At 68.5% G+C, this 22,262-nt stretch carries 20 protein-coding genes; 7 read left to right on the forward strand and 13 right to left on the reverse strand.

What is annotated here, in order from left to right; all coding sequences use genetic code 11:
- Window positions 1–112: 112 nt before the first annotated feature.
- Both FRZ61_RS15255 and aspS read right to left on the reverse strand, forming a co-directional pair.
- Window positions 113–1,141, reverse strand: coding sequence for an agmatine deiminase family protein (locus FRZ61_RS15255; protein ID WP_151118548.1), 1,029 nt, complete (start codon window positions 1,139–1,141; stop codon window positions 113–115).
- Window positions 1,142–1,288: 147 nt separating this feature from the next.
- Window positions 1,289–3,067, reverse strand: coding sequence for an aspartate--tRNA ligase (aspS, locus tag FRZ61_RS15260; RefSeq protein WP_151118549.1), 1,779 nt, complete (start codon window positions 3,065–3,067; stop codon window positions 1,289–1,291).
- A 232-nt stretch (window positions 3,068–3,299) separates the two neighbouring features.
- Between aspS and rnd the strand changes: the two genes are divergently transcribed.
- Window positions 3,300–4,463 (forward strand): ribonuclease D, encoded by a 1,164-nt coding sequence (gene rnd / locus FRZ61_RS15265; protein WP_151118550.1) that lies wholly within the window; start codon window positions 3,300–3,302, stop codon window positions 4,461–4,463.
- Between the two features lie 83 nt (window positions 4,464–4,546).
- Window positions 4,547–5,605 carry a M23 family metallopeptidase gene (locus tag FRZ61_RS15270; RefSeq protein WP_151118551.1) on the forward strand — a complete coding sequence of 353 codons (1,059 nt, stop codon included), beginning with the start codon at window positions 4,547–4,549 and terminating at the stop codon, window positions 5,603–5,605.
- Window positions 5,606–5,727: 122 nt separating this feature from the next.
- Here FRZ61_RS15270 and FRZ61_RS15275 read toward each other — a convergent pair whose 3' ends face one another.
- Window positions 5,728–7,239 carry a Ppx/GppA family phosphatase gene (locus FRZ61_RS15275; protein WP_151118552.1) on the reverse strand — a complete coding sequence of 504 codons (1,512 nt, stop codon included), beginning with the start codon at window positions 7,237–7,239 and terminating at the stop codon, window positions 5,728–5,730.
- Window positions 7,240–7,253: 14 nt separating this feature from the next.
- A complete protein-coding gene (locus tag FRZ61_RS15280; RefSeq protein ID WP_151120837.1) occupies window positions 7,254–9,353 on the reverse strand; it encodes an RNA degradosome polyphosphate kinase in 2,100 nt (699 codons plus the stop codon).
- A gap of 214 nt (window positions 9,354–9,567) precedes the next feature.
- Between FRZ61_RS15280 and FRZ61_RS15285 the strand changes: the two genes are divergently transcribed.
- Window positions 9,568–10,119: a SixA phosphatase family protein gene (locus FRZ61_RS15285; RefSeq protein ID WP_225308823.1), complete on the forward strand. Its 552-nt coding sequence runs from the start codon at window positions 9,568–9,570 to the stop codon at window positions 10,117–10,119.
- 46 nt (window positions 10,120–10,165) lie between these two features.
- Here FRZ61_RS15285 and FRZ61_RS15290 read toward each other — a convergent pair whose 3' ends face one another.
- The 6 genes from FRZ61_RS15290 to FRZ61_RS15315 all read right to left on the reverse strand — a co-directional run bounded on the left by FRZ61_RS15290 (window position 10,166) and on the right by FRZ61_RS15315 (window position 16,048).
- Window positions 10,166–10,705 (reverse strand): BLUF domain-containing protein, encoded by a 540-nt coding sequence (locus FRZ61_RS15290; RefSeq protein ID WP_191909038.1) that lies wholly within the window; start codon window positions 10,703–10,705, stop codon window positions 10,166–10,168.
- A gap of 123 nt (window positions 10,706–10,828) precedes the next feature.
- Window positions 10,829–12,403, reverse strand: coding sequence for a CYTH and CHAD domain-containing protein (locus FRZ61_RS15295; RefSeq protein ID WP_151118554.1), 1,575 nt, complete (start codon window positions 12,401–12,403; stop codon window positions 10,829–10,831).
- Window positions 12,404–12,545: 142 nt separating this feature from the next.
- Complete coding sequence (locus FRZ61_RS15300; RefSeq protein WP_225308824.1) at window positions 12,546–13,238, reverse strand: P-loop NTPase family protein; 693 nt, start codon at window positions 13,236–13,238, stop codon at window positions 12,546–12,548.
- 26 nt (window positions 13,239–13,264) lie between these two features.
- Window positions 13,265–14,341, reverse strand: coding sequence for an AI-2E family transporter (locus FRZ61_RS15305; protein WP_151118555.1), 1,077 nt, complete (start codon window positions 14,339–14,341; stop codon window positions 13,265–13,267).
- The gene (locus FRZ61_RS15310) at window positions 14,338–14,901 is read right to left on the reverse strand and encodes a CDP-alcohol phosphatidyltransferase family protein (protein ID WP_151118556.1); all 564 of its coding nucleotides are present in this window, start codon (window positions 14,899–14,901) and stop codon (window positions 14,338–14,340) included. Before FRZ61_RS15310 ends, FRZ61_RS15305 begins: the two co-directional genes overlap by 4 nt.
- 13 nt (window positions 14,902–14,914) lie before the next feature.
- Window positions 14,915–16,048, reverse strand: coding sequence for a DUF2066 domain-containing protein (locus tag FRZ61_RS15315; RefSeq protein ID WP_191909039.1), 1,134 nt, complete (start codon window positions 16,046–16,048; stop codon window positions 14,915–14,917).
- A 121-nt stretch (window positions 16,049–16,169) separates the two neighbouring features.
- Between FRZ61_RS15315 and purM the strand changes: the two genes are divergently transcribed.
- The 3 genes from purM (at window position 16,170) to FRZ61_RS15330 (ending at window position 18,217) form a co-directional block, all read left to right on the forward strand.
- Window positions 16,170–17,339 carry a phosphoribosylformylglycinamidine cyclo-ligase gene (gene purM / locus FRZ61_RS15320; protein WP_151118558.1) on the forward strand — a complete coding sequence of 390 codons (1,170 nt, stop codon included), beginning with the start codon at window positions 16,170–16,172 and terminating at the stop codon, window positions 17,337–17,339.
- On the forward strand, window positions 17,327–17,980 hold the full coding sequence (purN, locus tag FRZ61_RS15325) for a phosphoribosylglycinamide formyltransferase (protein ID WP_151118559.1): 654 nt from the start codon (window positions 17,327–17,329) through the stop codon (window positions 17,978–17,980). Before purM ends, purN begins: the two co-directional genes overlap by 13 nt.
- A gap of 111 nt (window positions 17,981–18,091) precedes the next feature.
- Window positions 18,092–18,217, forward strand: coding sequence for an aa3-type cytochrome c oxidase subunit IV (locus FRZ61_RS15330; protein ID WP_151118560.1), 126 nt, complete (start codon window positions 18,092–18,094; stop codon window positions 18,215–18,217).
- A 95-nt stretch (window positions 18,218–18,312) separates the two neighbouring features.
- Here FRZ61_RS15330 and ndk read toward each other — a convergent pair whose 3' ends face one another.
- On the reverse strand, window positions 18,313–18,735 hold the full coding sequence (gene ndk / locus FRZ61_RS15335) for a nucleoside-diphosphate kinase (RefSeq protein ID WP_151118561.1): 423 nt from the start codon (window positions 18,733–18,735) through the stop codon (window positions 18,313–18,315).
- A gap of 253 nt (window positions 18,736–18,988) precedes the next feature.
- Here ndk and FRZ61_RS15340 point away from each other — a divergent pair, with 253 nt between their 5' ends.
- On the forward strand, window positions 18,989–20,884 hold the full coding sequence (locus FRZ61_RS15340) for an ABC-F family ATP-binding cassette domain-containing protein (protein ID WP_151118562.1): 1,896 nt from the start codon (window positions 18,989–18,991) through the stop codon (window positions 20,882–20,884).
- A gap of 55 nt (window positions 20,885–20,939) precedes the next feature.
- Here the strand turns inward: FRZ61_RS15340 and FRZ61_RS15345 are convergent, their stop codons facing one another.
- Window positions 20,940–21,794 carry an FkbM family methyltransferase gene (locus tag FRZ61_RS15345; RefSeq protein WP_151118563.1) on the reverse strand — a complete coding sequence of 285 codons (855 nt, stop codon included), beginning with the start codon at window positions 21,792–21,794 and terminating at the stop codon, window positions 20,940–20,942.
- A complete protein-coding gene (locus tag FRZ61_RS15350; RefSeq protein ID WP_151118564.1) occupies window positions 21,791–22,246 on the reverse strand; it encodes a DNA polymerase III subunit chi in 456 nt (151 codons plus the stop codon). The genes FRZ61_RS15345 and FRZ61_RS15350 overlap by 4 nt, the downstream gene beginning before the upstream one ends.
- Window positions 22,247–22,262 lie beyond the last annotated feature (16 nt).

Consider the following 22,262-nt stretch of genomic DNA (forward strand, 5'->3'; position numbering starts at 1 on the left):
GGGAGGATCAAGGAGGAGGCTGCTCGCCATCAGAAACCGAGCAGCCCTCTCCCTGACCTTCTCCCGCAGCACGGGAGAGGGGACAATATCTCGCTACTTTTCGTTGTTCCGCCTACCCCGCCGGCAATCCTGCCGGCTGCGGCAGGGTCATGGGGCGGAAGCCGCCGCCGCCATAGACGATATCGCTGGCGAGGAGCTGCACCGGCTGGCGGTCGGGAAAGAGCTTGGCGATGGCGGCGAAGGCGCGATCGTCCTGCGGAGCCTCGAAGGCCGGGATGATCACGCCGTTGTTCGCGAGATAGAGGCTGGTATAAGCCAGCGGCAGACGCTTGCCCTCGTCCGACTGGCGCGGCCGCGGCTGCTCGATCTCGATCAGCTGCAGCGAACGGCCCTTGGCGTCGCGGGCCGCCTTCAGCCGCTCGGCCGTGTCAGCATAGGCCGCGGCGTTGGCGTCGCTCTTGTCGGAGGTGGTCTGGACCAGCACCACGCCCGGCTTGACGAAGCAGAGCATCGTGTCGAGGCGACCGCCGGCCGGATCGCCCTCGATGGCGGCGGCCAGCCAGATCACGCTCTCGACGCCCAGATAGGTCTTGAGAATGGCCTCGACCTGATCCCGGTCATGGCCCGGATTGCGCTTGGGATCGAGCAGGATGCGCTCATTGGCGATGAGCGTGCCCTCGCCATCGGTCATGACGGCGCTGCCCTCGAGAACGAGCGGCGCCTGATAGCGGCGCATGCTGAGCTGCTCCAGGAGCTTTTCGGGAATCTGGATGTCGCCGTCGATCTCCGTGAAGCGCCCGCCCCAAGCATTCCAGCGCCAATTCACGCCGGCCACGTGGCCGGTGCCCGACAGGACGAAGCTCGGCCCGAAATCGCGCAGCCAGCTATCGTCCTGCGGCAGGGAAAAGCTCGCCACGCCCGAGGAGGTCAGCAGCGACACTTCGGCGACCTTGGTCGGCTTGGCGATCATGGTCACGGGCTCGAACCGCGCGATGGCCGTGGCCACCTCGGAGACGGCCTCGCGCGCCGGCCCCATATGCTCGCCCCACGCCTCGGAACGAACCGGCCACGCCATCCAGCAACGGCTGTGCGGCGCCCAGTCCGGCGGCAATCTGAACCCATCGTCGGCGGGGTGAGTCATGGGCGGCTCCCTCGTCGCGGCTTTTTGGCCGGCGGCGACTTTAACAGGGCGGCCGGCCCTGTCCAACCGGACCTTCGCGTCTCCGTCAATCCGGCGGTTTCGGCGATCCGGGCGGCGGCCCGGCAAATGTCCGATTCCCCGGCAGCCCTATTTCTTGAGCGGCAGGGCGAGCCGGATATGCAGCTCCTTGAGCCGCGCCTCCGGCACCTCGGCCGGCGCCTGCATCAGGAGATCCTCCGCCTTCTGGTTCAAGGGGAAGGCGATGATCTCGCGGATGTTCCGCTCGTCGGCGAGCAGCATAACGATGCGGTCGATGCCGGGCGCCGAGCCGCCATGGGGCGGGGCCCCGAACTTGAGGGCGTTCAGCATGCCGCCGAACCGCCGCTCGACCTCGTCGGCGCCGTAGCCGGCGATCGAGAAGGCCTTGTACATGATGTCCGGCAGATGGTTGCGGATCGCGCCCGAGCTGAGCTCGACGCCGTTGCAGACGATGTCGTACTGGAACGCCTTGATCTCGAGCGGATCCTTCGTGGTCAGCGCCTCGAGCCCGCCCTGCGGCATCGAGAAGGGGTTGTGGCTGAACTCGATCTGCCCCGTCTCCTCGTTGCGCTCGTACATCGGGAAATCGACGATCCAGCAGAACTCGAAGCGGTTCTTGTCGATGAGGCCCAGCTCGTCGCCGAGCTTGGTGCGCACCGTGCCGGCAAACTTCTCCGCGACCGCCTTCTTGTCGCAGGCGAAGAAGACCGCATCGCCGTCCTTGGCCCCCGTCGCGGCCTTGATGCTGGCCACGCGCGCCTCGTCCAGGTTCTTGGCGATCGGACCTTTGGCGCCGTCCTTGGCGTAGACGATATAGCCCAGGCCGCCGGCGCCCTGCTCGCGCGCCCATTCATTGAGCCTGTCGAAGAAGCTGCGCGGCTTGTCGGCGGCGCCCGGCGCGGGGATCGCGCGCACGATCGAGCCGGCCGCCACGCCCTTGGCGAAGATGCCGAAGCCGGAATCGCGGAAGGCCTCGGTCACGTCGGCGATGACGATCGGGTTGCGCAGGTCCGGCTTGTCGGAGCCGTATTTCAGCATCGCATCGTCGAAGGCGATGCGCGGGAACGGCCGGCCGCTGACCTGGCGGCCATCGGCGAACTCCTCGAACACGCCATGGAGCACCGGTTCGATCGCGGCGAACACGTCCTCCTGGGTCACGAAGGACATCTCGAAATCGAGCTGGTAGAACTCGCCCGGGCTGCGATCGGCGCGGCTGTCCTCGTCGCGGAAACAGGGCGCGATCTGGAAGTAGCGGTCGAAGCCCGCGATCATCAGCAACTGCTTGAACTGCTGCGGCGCCTGCGGCAGGGCGTAGAACTTGCCCGGATGCATCCGGCTCGGCACCAGGAAGTCGCGGGCGCCCTCGGGGCTGGAGGAGGTCAGGATCGGGGTCTGGAACTCGGTGAAGCCCTGATCGATCATGCGCCGGCGGATGGACGCGATGACGCGCGAGCGCAGCAGGATGTTCTGATGCACGCGCTCGCGGCGCAGATCGAGGAAGCGGTAGCGCAGGCGGATCTCCTCGCCCGCATCCTCGTCGCTGTTGACCTGGAGCGGCAGCATCTCGGCGGTCGAGAGCAGCTCGAAGGCCTTGACCTGGACCTCGATCTCGCCGGTCGGCAGCTTGGCATTGACGGTCTCGGGGCTGCGCTTCACCACCTTGCCGTCGACCCGGACCACGAACTCGTTCCGGGCGCCCTCGATCGCCTTGAAGATCGGGCTCGAGGTGTCGACCACGCACTGGGTCAGGCCGTAATGGTCCCGCAGGTCCAGGAACAGCAGGTTGCCATGGTCTCGTTTGCGGTGCACCCAGCCGGAAAGCCTGACATCCCGGCCGGCATCGGCCAGGCGGAGCGCGCCGCAAGTGTGGGTCCGGTAGGCATGCATGGCAGGTTCGGGGCTCCCCTGGAGGGCTCGAGACGGGCGGTCGAAGCGGGCGCAAAAGGCACGGAAGCTGCCGGATTGTCAAGCACCGGGCCCCCGACCGGCGCTCCTGGCCGGGTCCGGGGCCGGCGCCTTCGGGAATGGCCCGGAAACCGGCCGATTCTCTGGCTTTTCCAGAGCTTGGGGGGCGCCCCGGCTTTCTCGCCGGGCAGAATCCGTGTATAGCACGGCTTCAATGCAGCTCATTGCCGACACCGCCGCCCTCGCCGACTTTACCGAACGCCAGCATGGCGCCGGCTACATCACGGTCGACACCGAGTTCATGCGCGACCGGACCTATTGGCCGGTGCTCTGCCTGGTGCAGATCGCCGGGCCGGAAGATGCGGCCGTGATCGACGCGCTCGCGCCCGGCATCGACCTCGCGCCATTGTTCACGCTCCTGGAGGATCCCAAGGTCCTCAAGGTGTTCCATGCCGCCCGGCAGGATGTGGAAATCTTCTTCCACCTGACCGGCAAGATTCCCGCCCCCATCGTCGACACCCAGGTGGCCGCCATGGTCTGCGGCTTCGGCGACGCCGTTTCCTACGAGAACCTGGCGGGCAAGCTGGCCGGGGCCCGGATCGACAAATCCTCGCGCTTCACCGACTGGTCGCACCGGCCCCTGACCGAGCGCCAGCTTCACTACGCGCTGAGCGACGTGACCCATCTGCGCCCCGCCTATGAAAAGCTGGCGCGCCGCATGGAGAAGACGGGCCGCACCGACTGGGTCTCCGAGGAGATGGCGATCCTGACCGACCCCGCCACCTATCGGCTGGACCCGCGCGAGGCCTGGCATCGCCTGAAGCCGCGCAGCGACAAGCCGCGTTTCCTGGCCCTGCTGCGCGAGGTCGCGGCCTGGCGCGAGGAAGAGGCCCAGCGCCGCGACCAGCCGCGCAGCCGGATCGCGAAGGACGAGACCCTGACCGAGATCGCGGCCCATGCGCCGATCACGCCCGAGGAACTGGGCCGCTGCCGCGGGCTGTCCAAGGGTTTCGCCGAGAGCCGGCAGGGACAGGCCCTGATGGCGGCCGTCAAGCGCGCGCTCGAGCTGCCGGAGGACGATCTGCCGGCCCCGCCGCCGCGCGTTGAGACGCCGCCCGGCGTCGGGCCGCTGGTCGATCTCTTGCGGGTGTTGCTCAAGATGCGGTGCGAAACGCACCAGGTCGCGCAGAAGCTGGTGGCCTCGGCCAGCGAGCTGGAGCGGATCGCCGCGGACGACGATGCGCCGGTGCCGGCGCTCGCGGGCTGGCGGCGCGAGCTCTTCGGCGCCGATGCCCTGGCGCTCAAGCATGGCAGGCTGGCGCTGACCGCTTCGGGCAAGGAGGTCAAGATCGTGTCGCTGTCCCAGGCAGCACAATGACAGCGGCGCAATGAACGGCGCCCCATAGCCGAAGCGGAGTCCCGCCCCTAGATCATCCCATCGCCACCCTCGGAAGGCCCCCGATGCGCGACGTCCGCTCCGCCCTGCCCCGCTCATTCTTCCTGCTGCCGCTTGCGCTGGCCGCGGGCGCGCTCCTGATCCTCGCGGCCGTGCCGGCCCGGGCCAATCCGCCCGACGGCGCCCCCAGCCTCGCCTTTCCGGTCGATTGCCACATCAACCTCGACTGCTCGGTCCAGAAGTATTTCGACCATGATCCGGGACCGGGCGCGAAGGACTATATGTGCGGCGATCTGGTGAACGACAAACACACCGGCATCGACATCCGCATCCCGAGCTATGTGGATATGCGCCGCGGCGTGAAGGTGCTGGCCGCGGCCCCCGGCACCGTCTGGCGCACCCGCGACGGGATCGAGGACATCAATGTCCGGGAGATCGGCGCCGAGGTGGTGGACGAGTACGGCCTGGGCAATGTCGTGGTGATCGACCACGGCAATGGCTGGCGCAGCTTCTACGGCCATATGCGCAAAGGCAGCCTGACGGTGAAGGAAGGCGACCATGTCGAGGCCGGCCAGCAGGTCGGGCTGATCGGGCTCTCGGGCCTGACCGAGTTCCCGCATGTGCATTTCATGATCATGCACAACAAGGAAGCGATCGATCCCTTCACCGGCACGTCGGTCAACGATCCGCTCGCCTGCGGCGACACCGGGCACGCCCTGTGGAATCCGACGACGCTGGCGGCGATGGCCTATACGCCGACCGGCCCCCTCATCGCCGGATTCTCGACCGACAAGCCTGACAAGGAATCCGCAAACAACGGCGTCTATGACAAGGCGCAGTATCCGGCATCGGCGCCGACGCTGTTCTTCTGGGCGACCTACTTCGGCATGAAGGCAGGCGACCGGCAGGTGATGCGCATCGTGGCCCCCGACGGCAAGGTCATCGTGAACTTCGACAAGATCATGGAGAAGGGGAGAATCCTGGGCTTCAACTTTATCGGCCTCAAAGCGCCGGAGGGCGGCTTCGCGCGGGGCACCTACCGCGCCGAGTTCCAGCTGCTGCGCGGCGACAGCGGCAACGACAAGATCGTCGCGGCGATGGCGAGAACGGTGGAGCTGCAGTAGACGGCGCCCTTGTCCCCTCCCCCATCTTTTGGGGGAGGGTTAGGGAGGGGGCTGCTCGGTTGGTGCAGCCCCCTCCTCAATCCTCCCCCGCAAGCGGGGGAGGCGATTTCTACTCTTGCTCGCTACCCCGCCCGCCGGCTGGTCAGCGTCGCGGTGCCGATGGGCAGGTCGAGGGCGCGGCCGAGTGCTTCGAGGCGGCGCTGCACCGCCTCGCCGAACATCGCCTCTTCGCCCTTCGGCAGGTTGAGCGTCAGGCGCGAGCCCGAGCGCGCGAGAGCCGTCCGGTCGAGCAGCGCCGGTGCCGCCGCCAGCGAGTAGGCCAGCCGCAGGCCCAGCCCCAGGATCTCGGCGTCGCGGCGCGCCTGGTCGCTCAGGAGCCGCAGCATCGAATCCATCCCCGGCAGCTCGTTCTCGAAGCCGTAGCGCTGGGCGATGGCGACGGCGGCAAAGACCCGCTCGTGATGGTCGAGGCCGCCGATCGGCAGGCGCAGGATGCGCATGAAGGCCTGCTCGGCGCGGTAATCCGGATGCTCGCGCCAGGCGATGTCGGAGAGCTCGCAGACCGCGAGCCGGAGCCGCGCCTCGGAAGCGGTCTCCTTGCCGTCGAAGATCGGCGTCAGCCAGGCCTTGAGCCGCGCGCCTTGCGAGCCGAAGCGGCCCTCGAGCAGCGCCAGGTCGCGCGCCGCCTCGTAGAGCGGGTCCTTGCGCTGCTCGGCGGGCGAGAGCCGGTCGAAGATCAGGCCCTCGCGCAGGCCATAGGCGGAGAAGTTGACGCTGTCGGGCCGCGCCAGCCGCAGCACGCGCTCGAGCACCAGGGCCGCCAGCGGCAGGCTGTCGAGGCGCCGTCGCGGCACGCCGCGGATGCTGGCCAGCGACCGGCGCCCGAGGCGGCTGATGACGCGCGCCATCTCCTCGGCGGCGCGCCGGCTGATGGTATAGGCATGGATCACATGGAGCGGATAGCGCACCTGCTCCATATGGATGCGGGCCAGCGTCCGCCAGGCGCCGCCCACCGGGAAGAACTCGCCGCCCTTGGCTTCCGCGAGCCAGTCCAGCTTCTCGAGATGCTGGTCGACGGCCTTGCGCGCCTTGTCGCGATCGCCGTCGGCGATGTCCATGAGGCGCAAGGGACCGATCGGCAGGGTCACATGGCGCCCGGGCTCGCCCCGCGTCAGCCGCACCAGCTCCAGGCTGCCGCCGCCGAGATCGCCCATGATGCCGGAGGTATCGGGCATGCCCGACGCGACACCCAGCGCCGACAGGCGCGCCTCCTCCTCGCCCGAGATGATGCGGATCTTGCGCTGGCAGCGGCGCTCGGCCTCGGCCACGAACTCGGCGCCGTTGGCGGCATCGCGCACGGCCGCCGTCGCGACCATGTCGAGATGGCCCACATCCATGCCGTCGGCCAGGCGGACGAACCGCTCCAGATTCCCGATCGCCATGGCGACGCCGTTCTTGTTGAGCTCGCCCGAGGCCTCGAGACCGCGGCCCAGGCCGCATAGCACTTTTTCGTTGAAGATCGGCCAGGGCGCGCGACTCAGCCGGTCGAAGACCACCAGACGGATGGAGTTGGAGCCGATATCGACCACCCCGATACGGGGAGAACGCGTTTTGCCAGCTCCGCTTTCTGCCATGCCGCGTCCGATTGTCACGCTTTCTTGAGTTCGAGCGCCGGGGCTTTCCGTTTCATAGCGCTGCCACGACCCGAGAGACTCGGATTTGTCATGAAGTAGGTATGAGCGCTGAAGGCGTCAGGTCCAGCCGGCACCCGACTATAACGTCCGTCGGACCCGAGAATCCAGCTTTGCGCCTCGTCCTTCAGATTGGCGACCATGATCTGATCGAGCACCTGCTGATGGACCGTCGGATTCTCGATCGGCACCAGCGCCTCCAGGCGCCAATCCAGGTTGCGCGGCATCCAGTCGGCCGAGGAGAGGAACACCTTGGCGGTGCGCGAGGGCAGCCGCACGCCGTTGCCGAAGCACATGATGCGCGAATGCTCGAGGAAGCGGCCGATGATGCTCTTGACCTGGATGTTCTCCGAAAGGCCGGCCACGCCGGGCCGCAGGCAGCAGATGCCGCGGACCACGAGGCGGATCTGCACACCCGCCTGCGAGGCGCGATAGAGCGTGTCGATCATGGCCGGGTCGACGAGCGCGTTCATCTTGGCCCAGATGCTGCCGGGCCGTCCGGCGCGGACATGCTCGATCTCGTCCTCGATCAGCCGCACCAGGGTCGAGCGCAGCGTGATCGGCGCGATCGCGATCTTCTCCAGCTTCTCCGGCTTGGCGTAGCCGGTCATGTAGTTGAAGGTGCGCGCGGCGTCGTGGCAGAGCGCGGGATCGCAGGTGAAGAAGCTGAGGTCGGTATAGACCTTGGCCGTCACCGGGTGATAGTTGCCGGTGCCGAAATGCACATAGCCGCGCAGGCTGGTGCCCTCTCGGCGGATCACCATCGAGATCTTGGCGTGGGTCTTGAGCTGGATGAAGCCGAACACGACCTGGACGCCGGCCCGCTCCAGGTCGCGGGCCCAGCGGATATTGGCCTCCTCGTCGAAGCGCGCCTTGAGCTCGACCAGCGCCGTCACCGACTTGCCGGCCTCGGCCGCCTCAATCAGCGCCTTGACGATCGGCGAATCCTCGGAGGTGCGATAGAGCGTCTGCTTGATCGCGACCACGTTGGGATCGCGCGCGGCCTGGCGCAGGAACTGCACCACCACGTCGAAGCTCTCGAACGGATGGTGGACGACGATGTCCTTCTGCCGGATCGCGGCGAAGCAGTCGCCGCCCATGTCGCGGATGCGCTCGGGGAAGCGCGCGTGATAGGGCGGGAACTTCAGGTCGGGCCGGTCGTCGACGATGAGCTTCGAGCTCTGCGCCAGCCCCAGGATACCGTCCAGCACGAACACGTCGCTGGGCGAGACGCCGAGCTCGTCGATCACGAAGGCGCGCAGGTCCTCCGGCATCGCGGCGTTGACCTTGAGGCGGATCACGTTGCCGCGGCGCCGGCGCTTCAGCGCCGTCTCGAACAGCCGCACCAGATCCTCGGCCTCCTCCTCGATTTCCATCTCGCTGTCGCGGATCATCCGGAAATAACCGAGGCCCGCGACCCGGAAGCCGGGGAACAGCCGGTCGAGATAGAGCCCCACCAGCTCTTCCAGCGGGATGAACCGGATGCCGCTTCCCGGCAGCCGCACGAAGCGCGGCAGCTGGGAGGGCAGCGGCAGGAGGGCCCGCAGCGAGCTGCCGGCCGGTGCCGCGCCCTCCAGGTCCAGCACGATCGCGAAGCCCAGATTGGGGATGAAGGGGAACGGATGCGCCGGGTCGATCGCCATCGGCGTCAGCACCGGGAAGATCTGATCGAGGAAATAGGCGTCGAGCCACTGCTTCTCGTCGGCCGTCAGTTCGGCGGCGTCGATCACGGCGAGGCCGGCCTGGCGCATCTCCTGGCGCAGGCTGCGCCAGCAGGCCTGCTGGTTGTGCATCAGCTCGCTCGAGCGCTGGTTGATGGCCACCAGCTGCTGGGCCGGCGTCAGCCCGTCCTGGCTCGGCGTCGCCACGCCCGCCGCGACCTGGCCTTTGAGGCCGGCGACGCGGACCATGTAGAATTCGTCGAGGTTGTTGGCCGAGATCGACAGGAACCGCAGCCGCTCCAGCAGCGGATGGTGCAGGTTCTGCGCTTCCTCGAGAACCCGCTCATTGAAGGCGAGCCAGGAAAGCTCGCGATTGATGAAGCGGTTCTCGCCCATCGCGAAGGGAACGGCACGGTCGGCGAGCTGAGAATCGTCCACGGCGATAGGCCCTGCCTGCGAAAAAGGGCGACCGGGACCACGGCTCCGCCTGCCCCGGCGGGACCGATCCGGCAGCCAGTTGCGATCTTATCCGGCCTTCATGAAATTGTCATGACAACGAGGCATCTTGTCAGGCGCCAAAGAGTGCCTAAATTCAAGGAGATAGACGGCGATGCCCAAGCCTGCACCGCGCTCCCGCCAAGGCACGATGAAACGGCTCTATCTCCTCCGACATACCAAATCCAGTTGGAAAGAGGACGATCTCTCGGACCATGAGCGCCCCTTGGCGCCTCGAGGCCGCCGGGCTGCGCCGCCGATCGGAGTCTATCTGCGCGATCATGCCATTCTTCCGGATCTGGTGCTGGCCTCCTCGGCGCGCCGGACGCGCGAAACCTGGGAGCTGGTCAGCCTCATGCTCCCGAAGCCGCCGGATGTTCTCTACGAGGACAAGCTCTATCTGGCCGATGCCGCCGAGATCATGGCGCGGTTGCGCAAGGTGGATCACGACGTGGATTCGGTGCTGATCGTCGGCCACAATCCCGGCCTGCAGGAGCTGGCCGAGCGCCTCTTCGGCGACGGCGATGCCGGCGCACTCGCGAAGCTCACCGCCAAGTTCCCGACCGGCGGCCTGGCGCTCTATCAGTTCGACATCGAGCGCTGGGACGAGCTGGTACCGGGGATCGGCAAGCTGACCGACTTCGTGGTGCCGCGCGATCTGGTGTGAAGGGCGGCGGGACTCCGGCGGCTGGCCGCCGGTCGCTGGGCCGGCCTCAGCCGCAGAAGCGGCGCAGCAGCCCGATCGCGAGCCCGTCCCGGCCGACCAGCGCCTTGGCGATCGTCTCGTCGCGACGGATGTCGACGGCCCCCGCCGCCGCGAGCTCGGCCGGCCGGCAATGCCGGAATCCCAGCGACCAGTCGGCGAAATCGCGCGCCTGCACCTTGCGATCGACGATGCGCTGGACATGCCAGTGGCGCCTATCGGCACGGATGCGGTGGATCAGCGGCGCGATGATCGAGGGCGGCCCCTCGAGCGCCTGAACGAAATTGCCGCCGACGTAGAGCAACATGCCGCTGACGCCGTGCGCGCCGTTGTGGATGCGGGCCCGCGTCACCAGCCGGCCCAGCTCGGCCTCGCTCCAGTTGGCGCGCGAGCTGCTCACATAGACGATCTGATGAAGCGGCTCGAGCTCGATCGCCGGTGCGCCGCCGATCCGCCGGCCCGCCGGGGGCGAGAGCAGGTCGTTCGCGGCCTCGTCGTTGGCCGCTTCGAACCGGAAGAACGAGTCGACGGTGGGTGGCACGATCGGCATGGCCGGCTTTCCCGGAAAGGCTGCTCGGGAACCGCCCCTTCGCCTCGCGGGCTCCGGGAGGACCGCATTCCCCATCCCAGCTTCCCGAAAGATGGTGAAGGAAGCGTTCAAGCCGTCGTCCCGTCATTCGGCGCCGGCGGGCTTGGCGGGCTCCCTCGGCTTGCCCCAGAACGGCTTCGCGGCCGAGAAATCCTTCCACACCTGGGCAAAGCCGATCAGGTCCTGGTCGATCTTGGCCGCCTGCCATCCGCGCACCAGGCCGATCGCATGCGCGGCCTCGGCGCTGTCGGGCATGCGCGGCTCGAGCTTCTGCAGCAGGCCATGGGTCACGACGGCATCGTTGATCGAGCCCAGCCGGTCCTGCAGCTCCGCGATCGCGGCATAAAAGCGGCGCACCGGCTTCTGCGCGTAGAGCGAGCGGAAGAAATCGGCGCTGTAGCGCAGCTTCTTCGCCAGCAGGCGCAGGCGATGCAGCTCCGATTCGCTCAGGCTCTCGCGCTTCTTGGCGAATTTCTTCAGGCGGCGCTGGCGAAAGGCGAGCAGCCGATCGGCGAAGCGCTTGATGGGCTCATCGAGTGTCGCCGCCTCGCTCGTGCCGGCCGGCGCCTTCCAATCGCCCGCCTCGATCAGCCGGCCCACCTTGAGCAGCAGCAGGGTGTAGCGCGGCGAGGCGAAGAGCGCGCGGACCGTGTCGTAGGCCGCTCGGCGCACGGCCTCCGCCTCGCCCTGCAGATGCTGCAGCGCCAGATCCTCCGGCAGCCGCCTGAGGATCGGCGGCAAGGTGTAGCCGACGAACACGTCCCAGTCGCGCGCCGGGCTCAGCTCCTGCTGCAGCCAGCGCAGTTCCTGCGAGAGCCAGCCATGCACATCGTTCGCCATGTAATGGCGATAGGCGGCGACGAGCGCCCGCATCCGGCGCAGGGCCACCCGCGCCTGGTGCACGCCTTCCGGATCCTCGCCGCGCTCGACCACGGCCTCGTTGGCGCCGAACTGCGCAAGACAGGCCCGCGCGATATCGCCGAAGGCCGACTGGGCCGTGGCGCCGCGCTCGATCGCGATCGGGCTGCCGCGTCGCGCCTCCTGCTCGGCGCCGAGGAAGAGCCGGTAGCCGCGCGCGGCCTTGGTCTGCCATTCGATGCGGAAGGGCCAGCGCTGGGCCAGATCGATCGCCAGGTCGTAGACCGCTTCGGTCGCGCCCAGCTTCAGCTCCAGCTCGAGCTCGGTGATGGCCAGGCGCTGTCCGCCGCTCTGGATCTCGCCTTCGTCGAGCGCCACCTCGATCTCGGCGCCGCCGACGCCGAGGAGCCAGACGCGCCGCTTGATCTCGGTGCTGAAGACCGGCACCAGCCGGTGCGCGATCTTCTTCTTGGCCAGGAACCGCTTGAGCGCGGGCTCCGCGATCGACGCCAGATCCGGGCGCTCCGAGGCCAGGGGCTGCTCGTGTTCCGCGTATTGGTGCAAGCCGCCGCCGGCGGCGCCCGCGACCTTCAGGGTCTGGACGAAGCGTTGGCCCACCCGGCGCACGCGCAGCGCCATGCCGGCCTGGGAAAGCTCCAGCTCTGGCGTGTCGTAATAGACGCTGAAGAGCCGCCGGGTGACAGGGCGCTTGAGGGCCTGCGCCTTGAGCGTCGGATCCCGGCGCAACGCCCCGACCAGCTCGGGTGCGAGCGCCAGTTTCAGTTCTATCTCCTCCGCCATAAGCCCCCGGTTGGGTCGATTTTTGTTGGCTGAACCGGCACTGACTTACCCGGGCGGACGCCCGACAGAAAAGTTACTCTTTCGAGTCATTTTAGAGTCAGTTTTATTTCACCCACAAAATTCAGCTTTTCTGCCCGTATCTTCAGGGAGGAGCGGAGGAACGGCCCAATTCCTCGAGGACGGCCCGCGCCACGGACGAAGTGACGCCCCGCCCCGCCGCCAGGGTCGCCCGGTCGAGGGCGGCCGCCACGGCGCCGGCCGCCGCGAAGGAGCGCTCGATTCGCGCCAGAACGTAGCGGCGCAGCTCGGGTGCCACCGCCAACTGACGATCAGCGAAAAGCTTGGCCAGGACCGCATCCAGCAGCGCATCGTCGGGCGCCCCGATCGCGATGGCCGGGGCCGCCGCCAGCCGGGAACGGAGATCGGCCAGCCCCAGCGGCCAGCGCGCGGGCGGCTGGGTCGCCAGCAGCAGGAGATGGCCGCGCTTTTCCGCCATCAGGTTGTAGAGATGGAGAAGCCCGCGTTCGCGCGCGCTGTCGAGCCCCTGGTCCAGGTCGTCGACCAGGAGCGCTCTCCGGCCTTCCGCCAGGTCCGCGATGCGGTCGATCCTGCCGAGCTCGGACGCCGCGACGGGGCGCGCCTGCGCGCGCTCGGCCCAAACCCGGCCGAGATGCGTCTTGCCCGATCCGCTGGGCCCGTGAATCGTCAGGGCCGGCGCCGGCCAGTCGGGCCAGCGCGCCACCCAGGCCGCGGCCGCCTCGTTGCAGGCCGCGACGACGAAATCGGCCGCCGCCAGCGACGGCGTGTGCTGGAAATCGAAGGGGATCTGCGACAAGGAGGGGGACCTGGCGGCCGACGGCGTCAGTTGCCGCCGTCGGCGGGCGGATTGAGGCCGCGATAGATATCGCTGCCGAGATAGCGCCCGAGACCGTAGCGCGCCAGCACGCCGCCGACAGCCGCCACCGGCACCGCCAGCAGTAGACCGACGAATCCGAAGAGCGCGCCGCCGGCCAGCAGGGCGAAGATCACCCAGACCGGATGCAAGCGCACGCGGTCGCCCACCAGCTTGGGCGTAAGGAAGTTCCCTTCGATCACCTGCCCCACCGCACAGAGCCCGACCACCATGGCCACGCCCTGCCAGTTCCCGAACTGCGCGAGCGCCAGGGCAATCGAGCCGAAGAGCGCCGTCAAGCTGCCGACGAACGGGATGAAGGAGAGCACGCCCGCGATCAGCCCCAGCACGAGACCGAAATCGAGCCCGATCAGGCTGAGGCCCACCCCGTAGTAGAAGGCCAGGCAGAGACAGACCGTCGCCTGGCCGCGCGCGAAGCCGGCGAGCGTGCGGTCGATCTCGCGCAACTGTCCGCGGATCTCCTCGGCATGGTCGCGCGGCAGCCACAGATCAATCTTCATCGTGATCTTGTCCCAGTCGCGCAACAGATAGAACGTCACGATCGGCGTGATGAAGATGAGCGAGATCAGGTTGGCGAGCGCGAAGCCGCCGCTGAGGACGCTGCCCAGCGTATCGGCGCCCCAGCCCGCGATCCGGCCGATATAGGAGGTCACGTCGCTGATGCTGGGCGCCGCCGAGGCGGGGAGATGCGAGCGCAGCGCCTTCACCAGCGGCCCGAGCTTCGCGTTGACGGCCTGGATGTAGCTCGGCAGCTGGCCGAAGAAATCCACGATCTGCGCTTCGAGCGGCGGCAGCAGCACCGCTGCCAGCGCGATCACCGCCAGCAGGAAGAGCGCGGTCACGATCGTCGTGGCCCAGGTCCGAGAGCAGCCCATCTTCTCGATCCGGTCGCAAAGCGGATCGAGGAAATAGGCGATGGCCATGCCGGCGACGAAGGGCAGGAGTACGCTGCGCAGGAAATACAGGGCGATGATCAGCAGCACAAAGCCGATCAGCCAGAAGCGCACCTGCCGCTCGATCTTCATCGGCGGTCTCCCCTGCCGTCCCGGGGGCCCAGCACGCGCCGGCCCCAGATCGCGACATAGGCGCCGCCCGAGGCCAGCGTGCTGGCCGCCACCGCGTAGCCCAGCCACTGCACCAGATCGCTGCCGCCGATCCCGAGCCCCAGCTTCGCCAGCACGACGCCGATCAGCGCGATCTGCAGGACGGTGTTGAGCTTGCTGATGAACAGCGGCTGCATCGTCAGGGAATGCGTCAGGGTCTGGTACAGAAGGGCGCCGCCGATGATGAGCAGATCGCGGAACACCACCAGGATCACGAGCCAGCTGTCGAGATGTCCCTGATGGCCGAGGGTCACGTAGGAACTGACCAGCAGGCATTTGTCGGCCAGGGGATCGAGATAGGCGCCGATCTCGCTCTGCGCCTTGAGGCGGCGCGCGAGAAAGCCGTCGATCGCGTCGGAGACCCCGGCGGTGATGAACAGCCAGAAGGCCGCCGTATAGCGATCGGTCAGCATGAGCCAGACGGCCAGAGGCACCGCCAGCAGGCGTCCGAGCGTGATCAGATTGGGGAGGAGCGCGGACAACCCGGCGGCGCCTTCAGGGCGTCGTCGAGCTGCCGGCGCCGGACGTGGACCCGGCCCCCGAGCCTGTACCAGAACCCGCCGACGTCGAGACCAGCAGGCGCTGATCGCCGTTGCTGGCGAGCGTCAGGCGGCGCTCGCCCAGGGCCGTCTGGAGCTGCGTCTCGTCGCCGACATAGACCAGGTCGAGTGCCGCCGACTTCGTCGTCAGGTTGCGGATCTCCGCGCGCTTGAGGATGGGCACGCCGGCGAGGCGCTTGCGAATGTCGATCCAGGCGGCATAGCTGTCGATCGGAACGGTCACGGAAAGGCGCTGCTCCACGCCCGACACGACCAGGTTCTCCTGGCGCAGCGCATCCTGCAGCAGCGTCTCCGCCTTCTCGACGCCGGCCGCATAGAGCTGATCGAGCGCCGAGCCCGTCACGCTCACCTGGTCGGTGAAGCTGCCCACCAGGCCCGACAGGCCATAGCGCGATCCCGTGATATCGAGGCGGCGGGTGTCGGTCGCGGCATCTGCCGAGAGTTTCGCGACCACCACCAGCGACTGGCTGGCGCCATGGCGCTGTGCAAGCGTGCCGAGCTTCGCCGTGTCGCCGGCTTCGGCGGCGGCCGCATCGATCATCCCCGCATCGAGCTCGTCGCCGGAGGGGATCTTCAGCGGCACCAGGGTGTTGCTGCCGCCATCGGCCGCCCAGGCGCTGAGCCAGGCGTTCTGCGGATCCCAGAGCAGGGTCTGCCCGTCCGCCTCGAGCACGGGCACGACCAGGATCGGCGAGGTCGGCATCACCGCATAGCGCACGCCGTTCTGCTCGAGCAGCGCCCGGACCGAATCGCCCCGGAACCGATAGCTCAGCTTGCCGATATAGCGGACGGACGAGGCGCGCTCGGATTCGACCTCGAAATCGCTGACGAGATCGGAGAGCTGGGCGTCGCTCAGCCGCGGCACCGATCCCGCCGACTGCGGATCGACCAGCAGCGCGATCAGCTTGTCGAAGGCGATCCGCTGGCCCAGCACGATCGCCGCGTCGCGCGCCGCGGCGGCGCTGTCGGCCGTGACATCGACATCGACGCCGCCCACCGTGTAGGAGCTGGGGCCCACGCCCTGGGCCCAGGCCAGGCCGGGAATGCCCAGGAGGAAGACGAGCGCCACCAGGACCCTCGCACCGCCGCGCTTCGCCGCCCTGGCCGCACGGGCTGCCGCCCCGCAATCCCGCCTGTTTCGCGCCTCGGCCCCCTGGCCTTGCGCCATTGCAAACCTGTGGCTATTCACTATGGTTCCCGCGCCGTTCGTTCCCGTGCCGTTCTGGAAACGGCGACCGGTTTATAGCTTAGTCGATGCGGAGGACGCCATAAACAGCCCGAATCAGCCCGAGAACGGCCCGGCCACGACCTATCGCGATGCGGGTGTGGATATCGATGCCGGCAACGCCCTGGTCGACGCGATCAAGCCGCTGGCCAAATCGACCGCGCGCGCCGGCAGCGATGCGGGCCTCGGCGGCTTCGGCGCCTTCTTCGATCTGCGGGCGGCCGGCTTCAAGGACCCGATCCTGGTCGCCACCACCGACGGCGTCGGCACCAAGCTCAAGATCGCCATCGCGACCGGCCGGCATGAGCGCATCGGCATCGACCTCGTGGCCATGTGCGTCAACGACCTGGTCGTGCAGGGTGCCGAGCCGCTGCTGTTCCTCGACTACTACGCGATGGGCAAGCTCGAGGTTGCCGCCGGGCGCAGCATCATCGCCGGCATCGCCGAAGGCTGCCGCATCGCCGGCTGCGCGCTGGTCGGCGGAGAGACGGCCGAGATGCCGGGCATGTATGCCCATGGCGACTACGATCTCGCGGGCTTCGCGGTCGGCGCCGTGGAGCGCGGCCAGCAGCTGACGGGCGACAATGTCGCGGCCGGGGACGTGGTGCTCGGGCTCGCTTCGAGCGGCGTCCATTCGAACGGCTATTCGCTGGTGCGCCGCATCGTCGAGCGCAGCGGCCTGCGCTACGACGAGAAGGCGCCGTTCGCGCCGGACCGCGACCTCGCCACGGCGCTGCTCGAGCCAACCCGCATCTATGTGAAGAGCAGCCTGCCGGCGATCCGCGCCGGTCATATCAAGGCGCTCGCCCATATCACCGGCGGCGGGCTGATCGAGAATCCCCCGCGCGTCGTGCCCGGCTCTCTCGCCGTCGAGATCGATGCCGCGCGCTGGCCGCTGCCGCCGGTCTTCGGCTGGCTGATGCGCCAGGGCAATGTCGCGGCCGAGGAGATGGCGCGGACCTTCAATTGCGGCATCGGCATGGTCGTGGTCGCGGATCCGGCGCGGGCCGACGCGGCGGCGGCGGCGCTCACGGCCGCCGGCGAGACGGTTCACCGCATCGGACGGATCGTCGAGCGCCGTGCCGGCGAGCCGGGCGCCCGCGTCCTCAACATGGACCGCGCATGGCGCCGCTGAAGGTCGGCGTCCTCATCTCCGGACGCGGCAGCAACCTGCAGGCGCTGATCGAGGCCTGCCGCGATCCCGCCACCAACGCCCGCATCGTGCTGGTGCTGTCGAACAAGGCCGATGCCGGCGGGCTCAAGCGCGCGGCGGAGGCCGGCATTCCCACCGCCGTCGTCGACCACAAGGCCTATGGCGACCGCGCCGGCTTCGATGCGGAGCTCGATCGCCGGCTCAAGGGCGCCGGCGTCGGGCTGGTCTGTCTCGCCGGCTTCATGCGGATCCTGACGGACGGCTTCATCGCCGCCTGGCGCGACCGCATGATCAACATCCATCCCTCGCTGCTGCCGGCCTATCGCGGCCTCGACACCCATGCCCGGGCTTTGGCCGACGGCGTGAAGCTCGCCGGCTGCACGGTGCATTATGTGCGCCCGGAGCTCGATACCGGTCCCATCATCGTCCAGGCCGCCGTTCCGGTCGCCGCCGGCGACACGCCCGACAGCCTGGCCGCGCGCGTGCTCGCGGCCGAGCACCGTGCCTATCCGTTGGCGCTGCGCCTGATCGCCACCGGCAGGGCGCGGGTCAAGGGCGAGACGGTGAGGCTCCAGGGCGAGATCCTTCCTGAAACCTTCATCATGAATCCCCAGGCTGGATGACATCCCGTCGCGGTTGCCGAGCCCGGGGAGCATGGTCTAAATAAAGGCGCCCGTTGCCGGCTTCCTGGCGGAACGGCATTCGATAGACATAGACAGAGGATCTCGCGCGCGATGGCTCAAGACGATCAGCTGCTCCTGGATCACCAGCAAGCCTATAAGGGCTTCGTCAAGTTCGCGACCGTCGGCAGCGTGCTGATCGCGCTGCTGCTGGCCGTCATGGGGCTGACGCTGCTCTAGGCCGGCATCACAGGCCCGAAACGACAAAGGGCGGCGGCCTCGGTCATCGAGGCCGCCGCCCTTCTCGTTTCAACGGTCAGCCTGGCCGGCAGGCCTCAGCCGACGATCTCGATCCCGCTGAAGAAATAGGCGATCTCTTCCCGCGCCGTCTCGGGCGCGTCGGAGCCATGGACCGAGTTGGCCTCGATCGATTCCGCGAACTCCTTGCGGATCGTGCCGGGCGCGGCATTGGCCGGGTTGGTGGCGCCCATGATCTCGCGGTTGCGCGCGATCGCGTTCTCGCCTTCCAGCACCTGGACCACCACCGGGCCGCTCGTCATGAAGCTGCAGAGATCGTTGAAGAAGGGCCGGCTCTTGTGGACCGCGTAGAACCCCTCGGCCTGGGCGCGCGACAGGCGGATGCGCTTCTGCGCGACGATGCGCAGGCCCGCCTCCTCGAACTTGGCGTTGATCTTGCCCGTCAGGTTGCGGCGCGTGGCGTCCGGCTTGATGATCGAGAAGGTGCGTTCGGTGGCCATGATTCGGGGTCTCCTGCAACGATGAGGCGGTCCGCGGGAGACCAGGCCCCGGCGGCCGCCGGCGGCCGGTTGGCCGCCGAAAAGGGTGGCAGGCTTATAAAGGCTCGAAGCCCGGCCCGCAACCCGGGCCGCCCGAACCGGTTTCCGCGGCGGGAGACCGGGAAATCCCGCGGCCGTTGCCCCCGGGACGGAGCGGCATCTTGTCAGGCCCGGAGGGTTTCGGAGCCTCCGCCGCTATGCTATCAGGCCCGCCATGCTGCAGATCCGCGACCTCACCTATCGGATTGCCGGGCGTCCGCTGCTCGAAGGCGCCAGCCTCTCCCTGCCCGCCGGGCACCGGGCCGGGCTGGTGGGCCCCAATGGCTGCGGCAAATCCACGCTGCTGAAGCTGATCACGGGCGATCTCCATTCGGACGCGGGCGACATCTCGCTCCCTTCCGCCTGGCGCATCGGCCGGCTGGCGCAGGAGGCGCCCGACGGGCCGGAAAGCCTGCTGGAGACGGTGCTGGCCGCCGACCAGGAACGGGCGAGCCTGCTGGCGGAGGCCGAGCATGCCAGCGATCCGCATCGGATCGCCGAAATCCATGAACGCCTGGCGATGATCGAGGCGCATTCGGCGCCGGCGCGCGCGGCCTCGATCCTGGCGGGCCTGGGGTTCGACAACGACGCCCAGGCGCGGCCCTGCACCGATTTCTCGGGCGGCTGGCGCATGCGCGTGGCGCTGGCGGCCCTGCTCTTCTCCGAGCCCGACCTGCTGCTGCTCGACGAACCCACCAACCATCTCGACCTCGAGGCCAGCCTGTGGCTGGAGCAGTATCTGGCCGACTATCCGCGCACGATCCTGATCGTCAGCCACGACCGCGACCTCCTGAACAAGGCGGTCGACCACATCGTCCATCTCGAGAACCGCAAGCTCGTGCTCTACAGCGGCGGCTACGACCGCTTCGAGCACACCCGCGCGGAACGGCTCGATCATCAGGCGGCGATGCGCAACAAGCAGCTGGCGCAGCGCAAGCATATGCAGGCCTTCATCGACCGCTTCCGCTACAAGGCGAGCAAGGCGCGCCAGGCGCAGTCGCGCCTCAAGGCCTTGGAGCGGATGGAGCCGATCGCCGCCGTCACCGAGGCCCATACCGAGGTCTTCGAGTTCCCGGCGCCCGAGGCGCTGCCCTCGCCGCTGGTCTCGCTCGACGGCGTGGAAGCCGGCTACGAGCCCGGCCGGCCGGTCCTCAAGCGCCTCGACCTGCGCATCGATCAGGACGACCGCGTGGCGCTGCTCGGCGCCAACGGCAACGGCAAATCGACCTTCGCCAAGCTGATCGCGGGACGCCTGAAGCCGATGGCCGGCGAGATCCGCCGCTCGGCCAAGCTCAAGATCGGCTATTTCGCGCAGCACCAGACCGAGGAGCTGGCGGTCGAGGCGACGCCGCTGCAGCTCATGGAACAGATGGCGCCGCAGCTCAACGAGCCCAAGCGCCGCTCGCACCTGGCGCGCTTCGGCCTCGGCCAGCAGCGCGTGACGACGCCCGTGGGTTCGCTCTCAGGCGGCGAGAAGGCGCGCCTGCTCTTCGCGCTGGTCACCCGCGAGGCGCCGCATATCCTGATCCTCGACGAGCCCACCAACCATCTCGACGTCGATGCGCGCCAGGCGCTGGTCCAGGCGCTCAACGATTACGAGGGCGCCGTGCTGCTGATCAGCCACGACCCGCATCTGATCGAGCTGGTGGCCGATCGGCTCTGGCTGGTGGCCAACGGCCGCTGCAAGCCTTTCGACGGCTCGCTCGACGACTACCGGCAGCATCTGCTGGCCGAACGCCGGTCGCGCAAGCGGGACATGGCCGGGTCGGTGGACCGCAACGATTCGGAAGCGCGGGCCCAGCGCCGGCGCGACGGTGCCGTGGCGCGCGTGGCCAAGGGACCGCTGCGCAAGGCCGCCGACACGGCGGAGAAGAGGATGGCGGAGCTCGCCCGGCACAAATCGAAGCTGGAACAGGTGTTGGCGAATCCGAAGCTCTACCAGCAGGACCGGCCCCGCGCCCTCGAGCTGCAGCGCGAGCTGGGCGAGCTCAACAAGGATATCGCCGCCGCCGAGGAAGCCTGGCTCGAAGCCAGCAGCGCGCTCGAGGCCGCGGAGAGCGCGGACGATTGAGTCGCATTCCCTTCTTTCCTCTCCCCCAACAGCGCGCGGGAGAGGCAAAGAGATATCAGCGCACGACAGGCGCGACCCAGTCTTCCGGATGCCGGATCTCCTTGAGGTCGACCTTGACGGTGACCTCCTGCGGCACGCAGAGCATGTTGTAGGCGGCGACACCCGGATAGAGATTCTCCTCGTCGCCGGCCTTGTTGGACGGATTGAACAGCGGCGGAAGATGGCCCCAGAGCCGGTAGCCGTAGTTCTGGATCTGGCGGATGAGGGCGGCCGACGCCTCCCGGTGCTCGTTCTCGACATAGAGGATCGGGCGGCAGCGCTTGATCGTCGCCTCGGCCCCGGCCAGGACATCCGCCTCCATCCCCTGGACGTCCGCCTTGATCATGCGGCAGCTCGCCAGCGAGAAACCGTCGATGGTCTCGATCGGCACCGGCTCGCCCTTGTCGCTGCCGACCAGGGACAGGCTGCCGAAATTCTGCACCGCCCGCGGATCCAGGAGCGGCACCGCGACCTGCCCCGGCGCCCGCCCGGCGGCCGCGTGGCGCGTGTAGACGTTCCACAGGCCGTTCAGCGCGACATTGGCGCAGAGGATCTGGTAGGTCAGGCGCTGCGGCTCGAAAGCCAGGAGCGCGCCGTTCGGCTGCACGGCCCGGGCGAGAGGAACCGTGTGGCTGCCGATATTGGCGCCCGCCTCGATGACGGTGTCGCCCGGCCGGACGAGCTGCAGCAGCACCTGGAGCTCGATCTCCGCATATTCGCCGTAGCGATGCAGCGCCTCGCCGACGAAGCGGTCGTTGATGTTGTAGAGCATGGTGCCGTGCCGGCACTGCTTGAGGCGGTAGGGGTTGTCGGGCGCGCCCGGCCTCAGCGCCGGGCCGTCGGGCAGCTCCATGGCCTCGTCCATGCTCATCCCCTCGCCTTCTCCTGCCAGCGGCCGTTCTCGTCCTGCTGATAATAGACGAGGCTGTGCCCCGCCTCCTTGTAGGCGGCCCAGCGCTGCCGGCCGGCCGCGACCGCGGCCTCGTCCTGCCCATCCAGCATCTCGACGCAGAGCTCGAAACCCGACATCGCGCCCGACTGCGCCCCGTCGGTCAGGAACAGCACCGCGGCGGCATTGGGGTTCTCGTCCTGGTCCGTCAGCCAGACGGGCTGCCGGTCGGGATGGCCGTCCCGCTTGCTGCCATGAGGCAGGAAGCTGTTGGCATCATAGGTCCAGAGATGCGCCGTCAGCGCCTCGACCCGCTCGCTCGAGCCGGCCATCACCACCGCGCGCTGCCCGCGCGCCAGCGTGCGCTCGAGCAGCTTGGGCAAGGCCGCCTCGAGGCTGGTACGCTGCAGGTGATAGAACCGAACCTCGGTCAATGGCCCGCCCCCTCGT

The sequence above is a fragment of the Hypericibacter adhaerens genome (genome assembly GCF_008728835.1).
Classification (GTDB): domain Bacteria; phylum Pseudomonadota; class Alphaproteobacteria; order Dongiales; family Dongiaceae; genus Hypericibacter; species Hypericibacter adhaerens.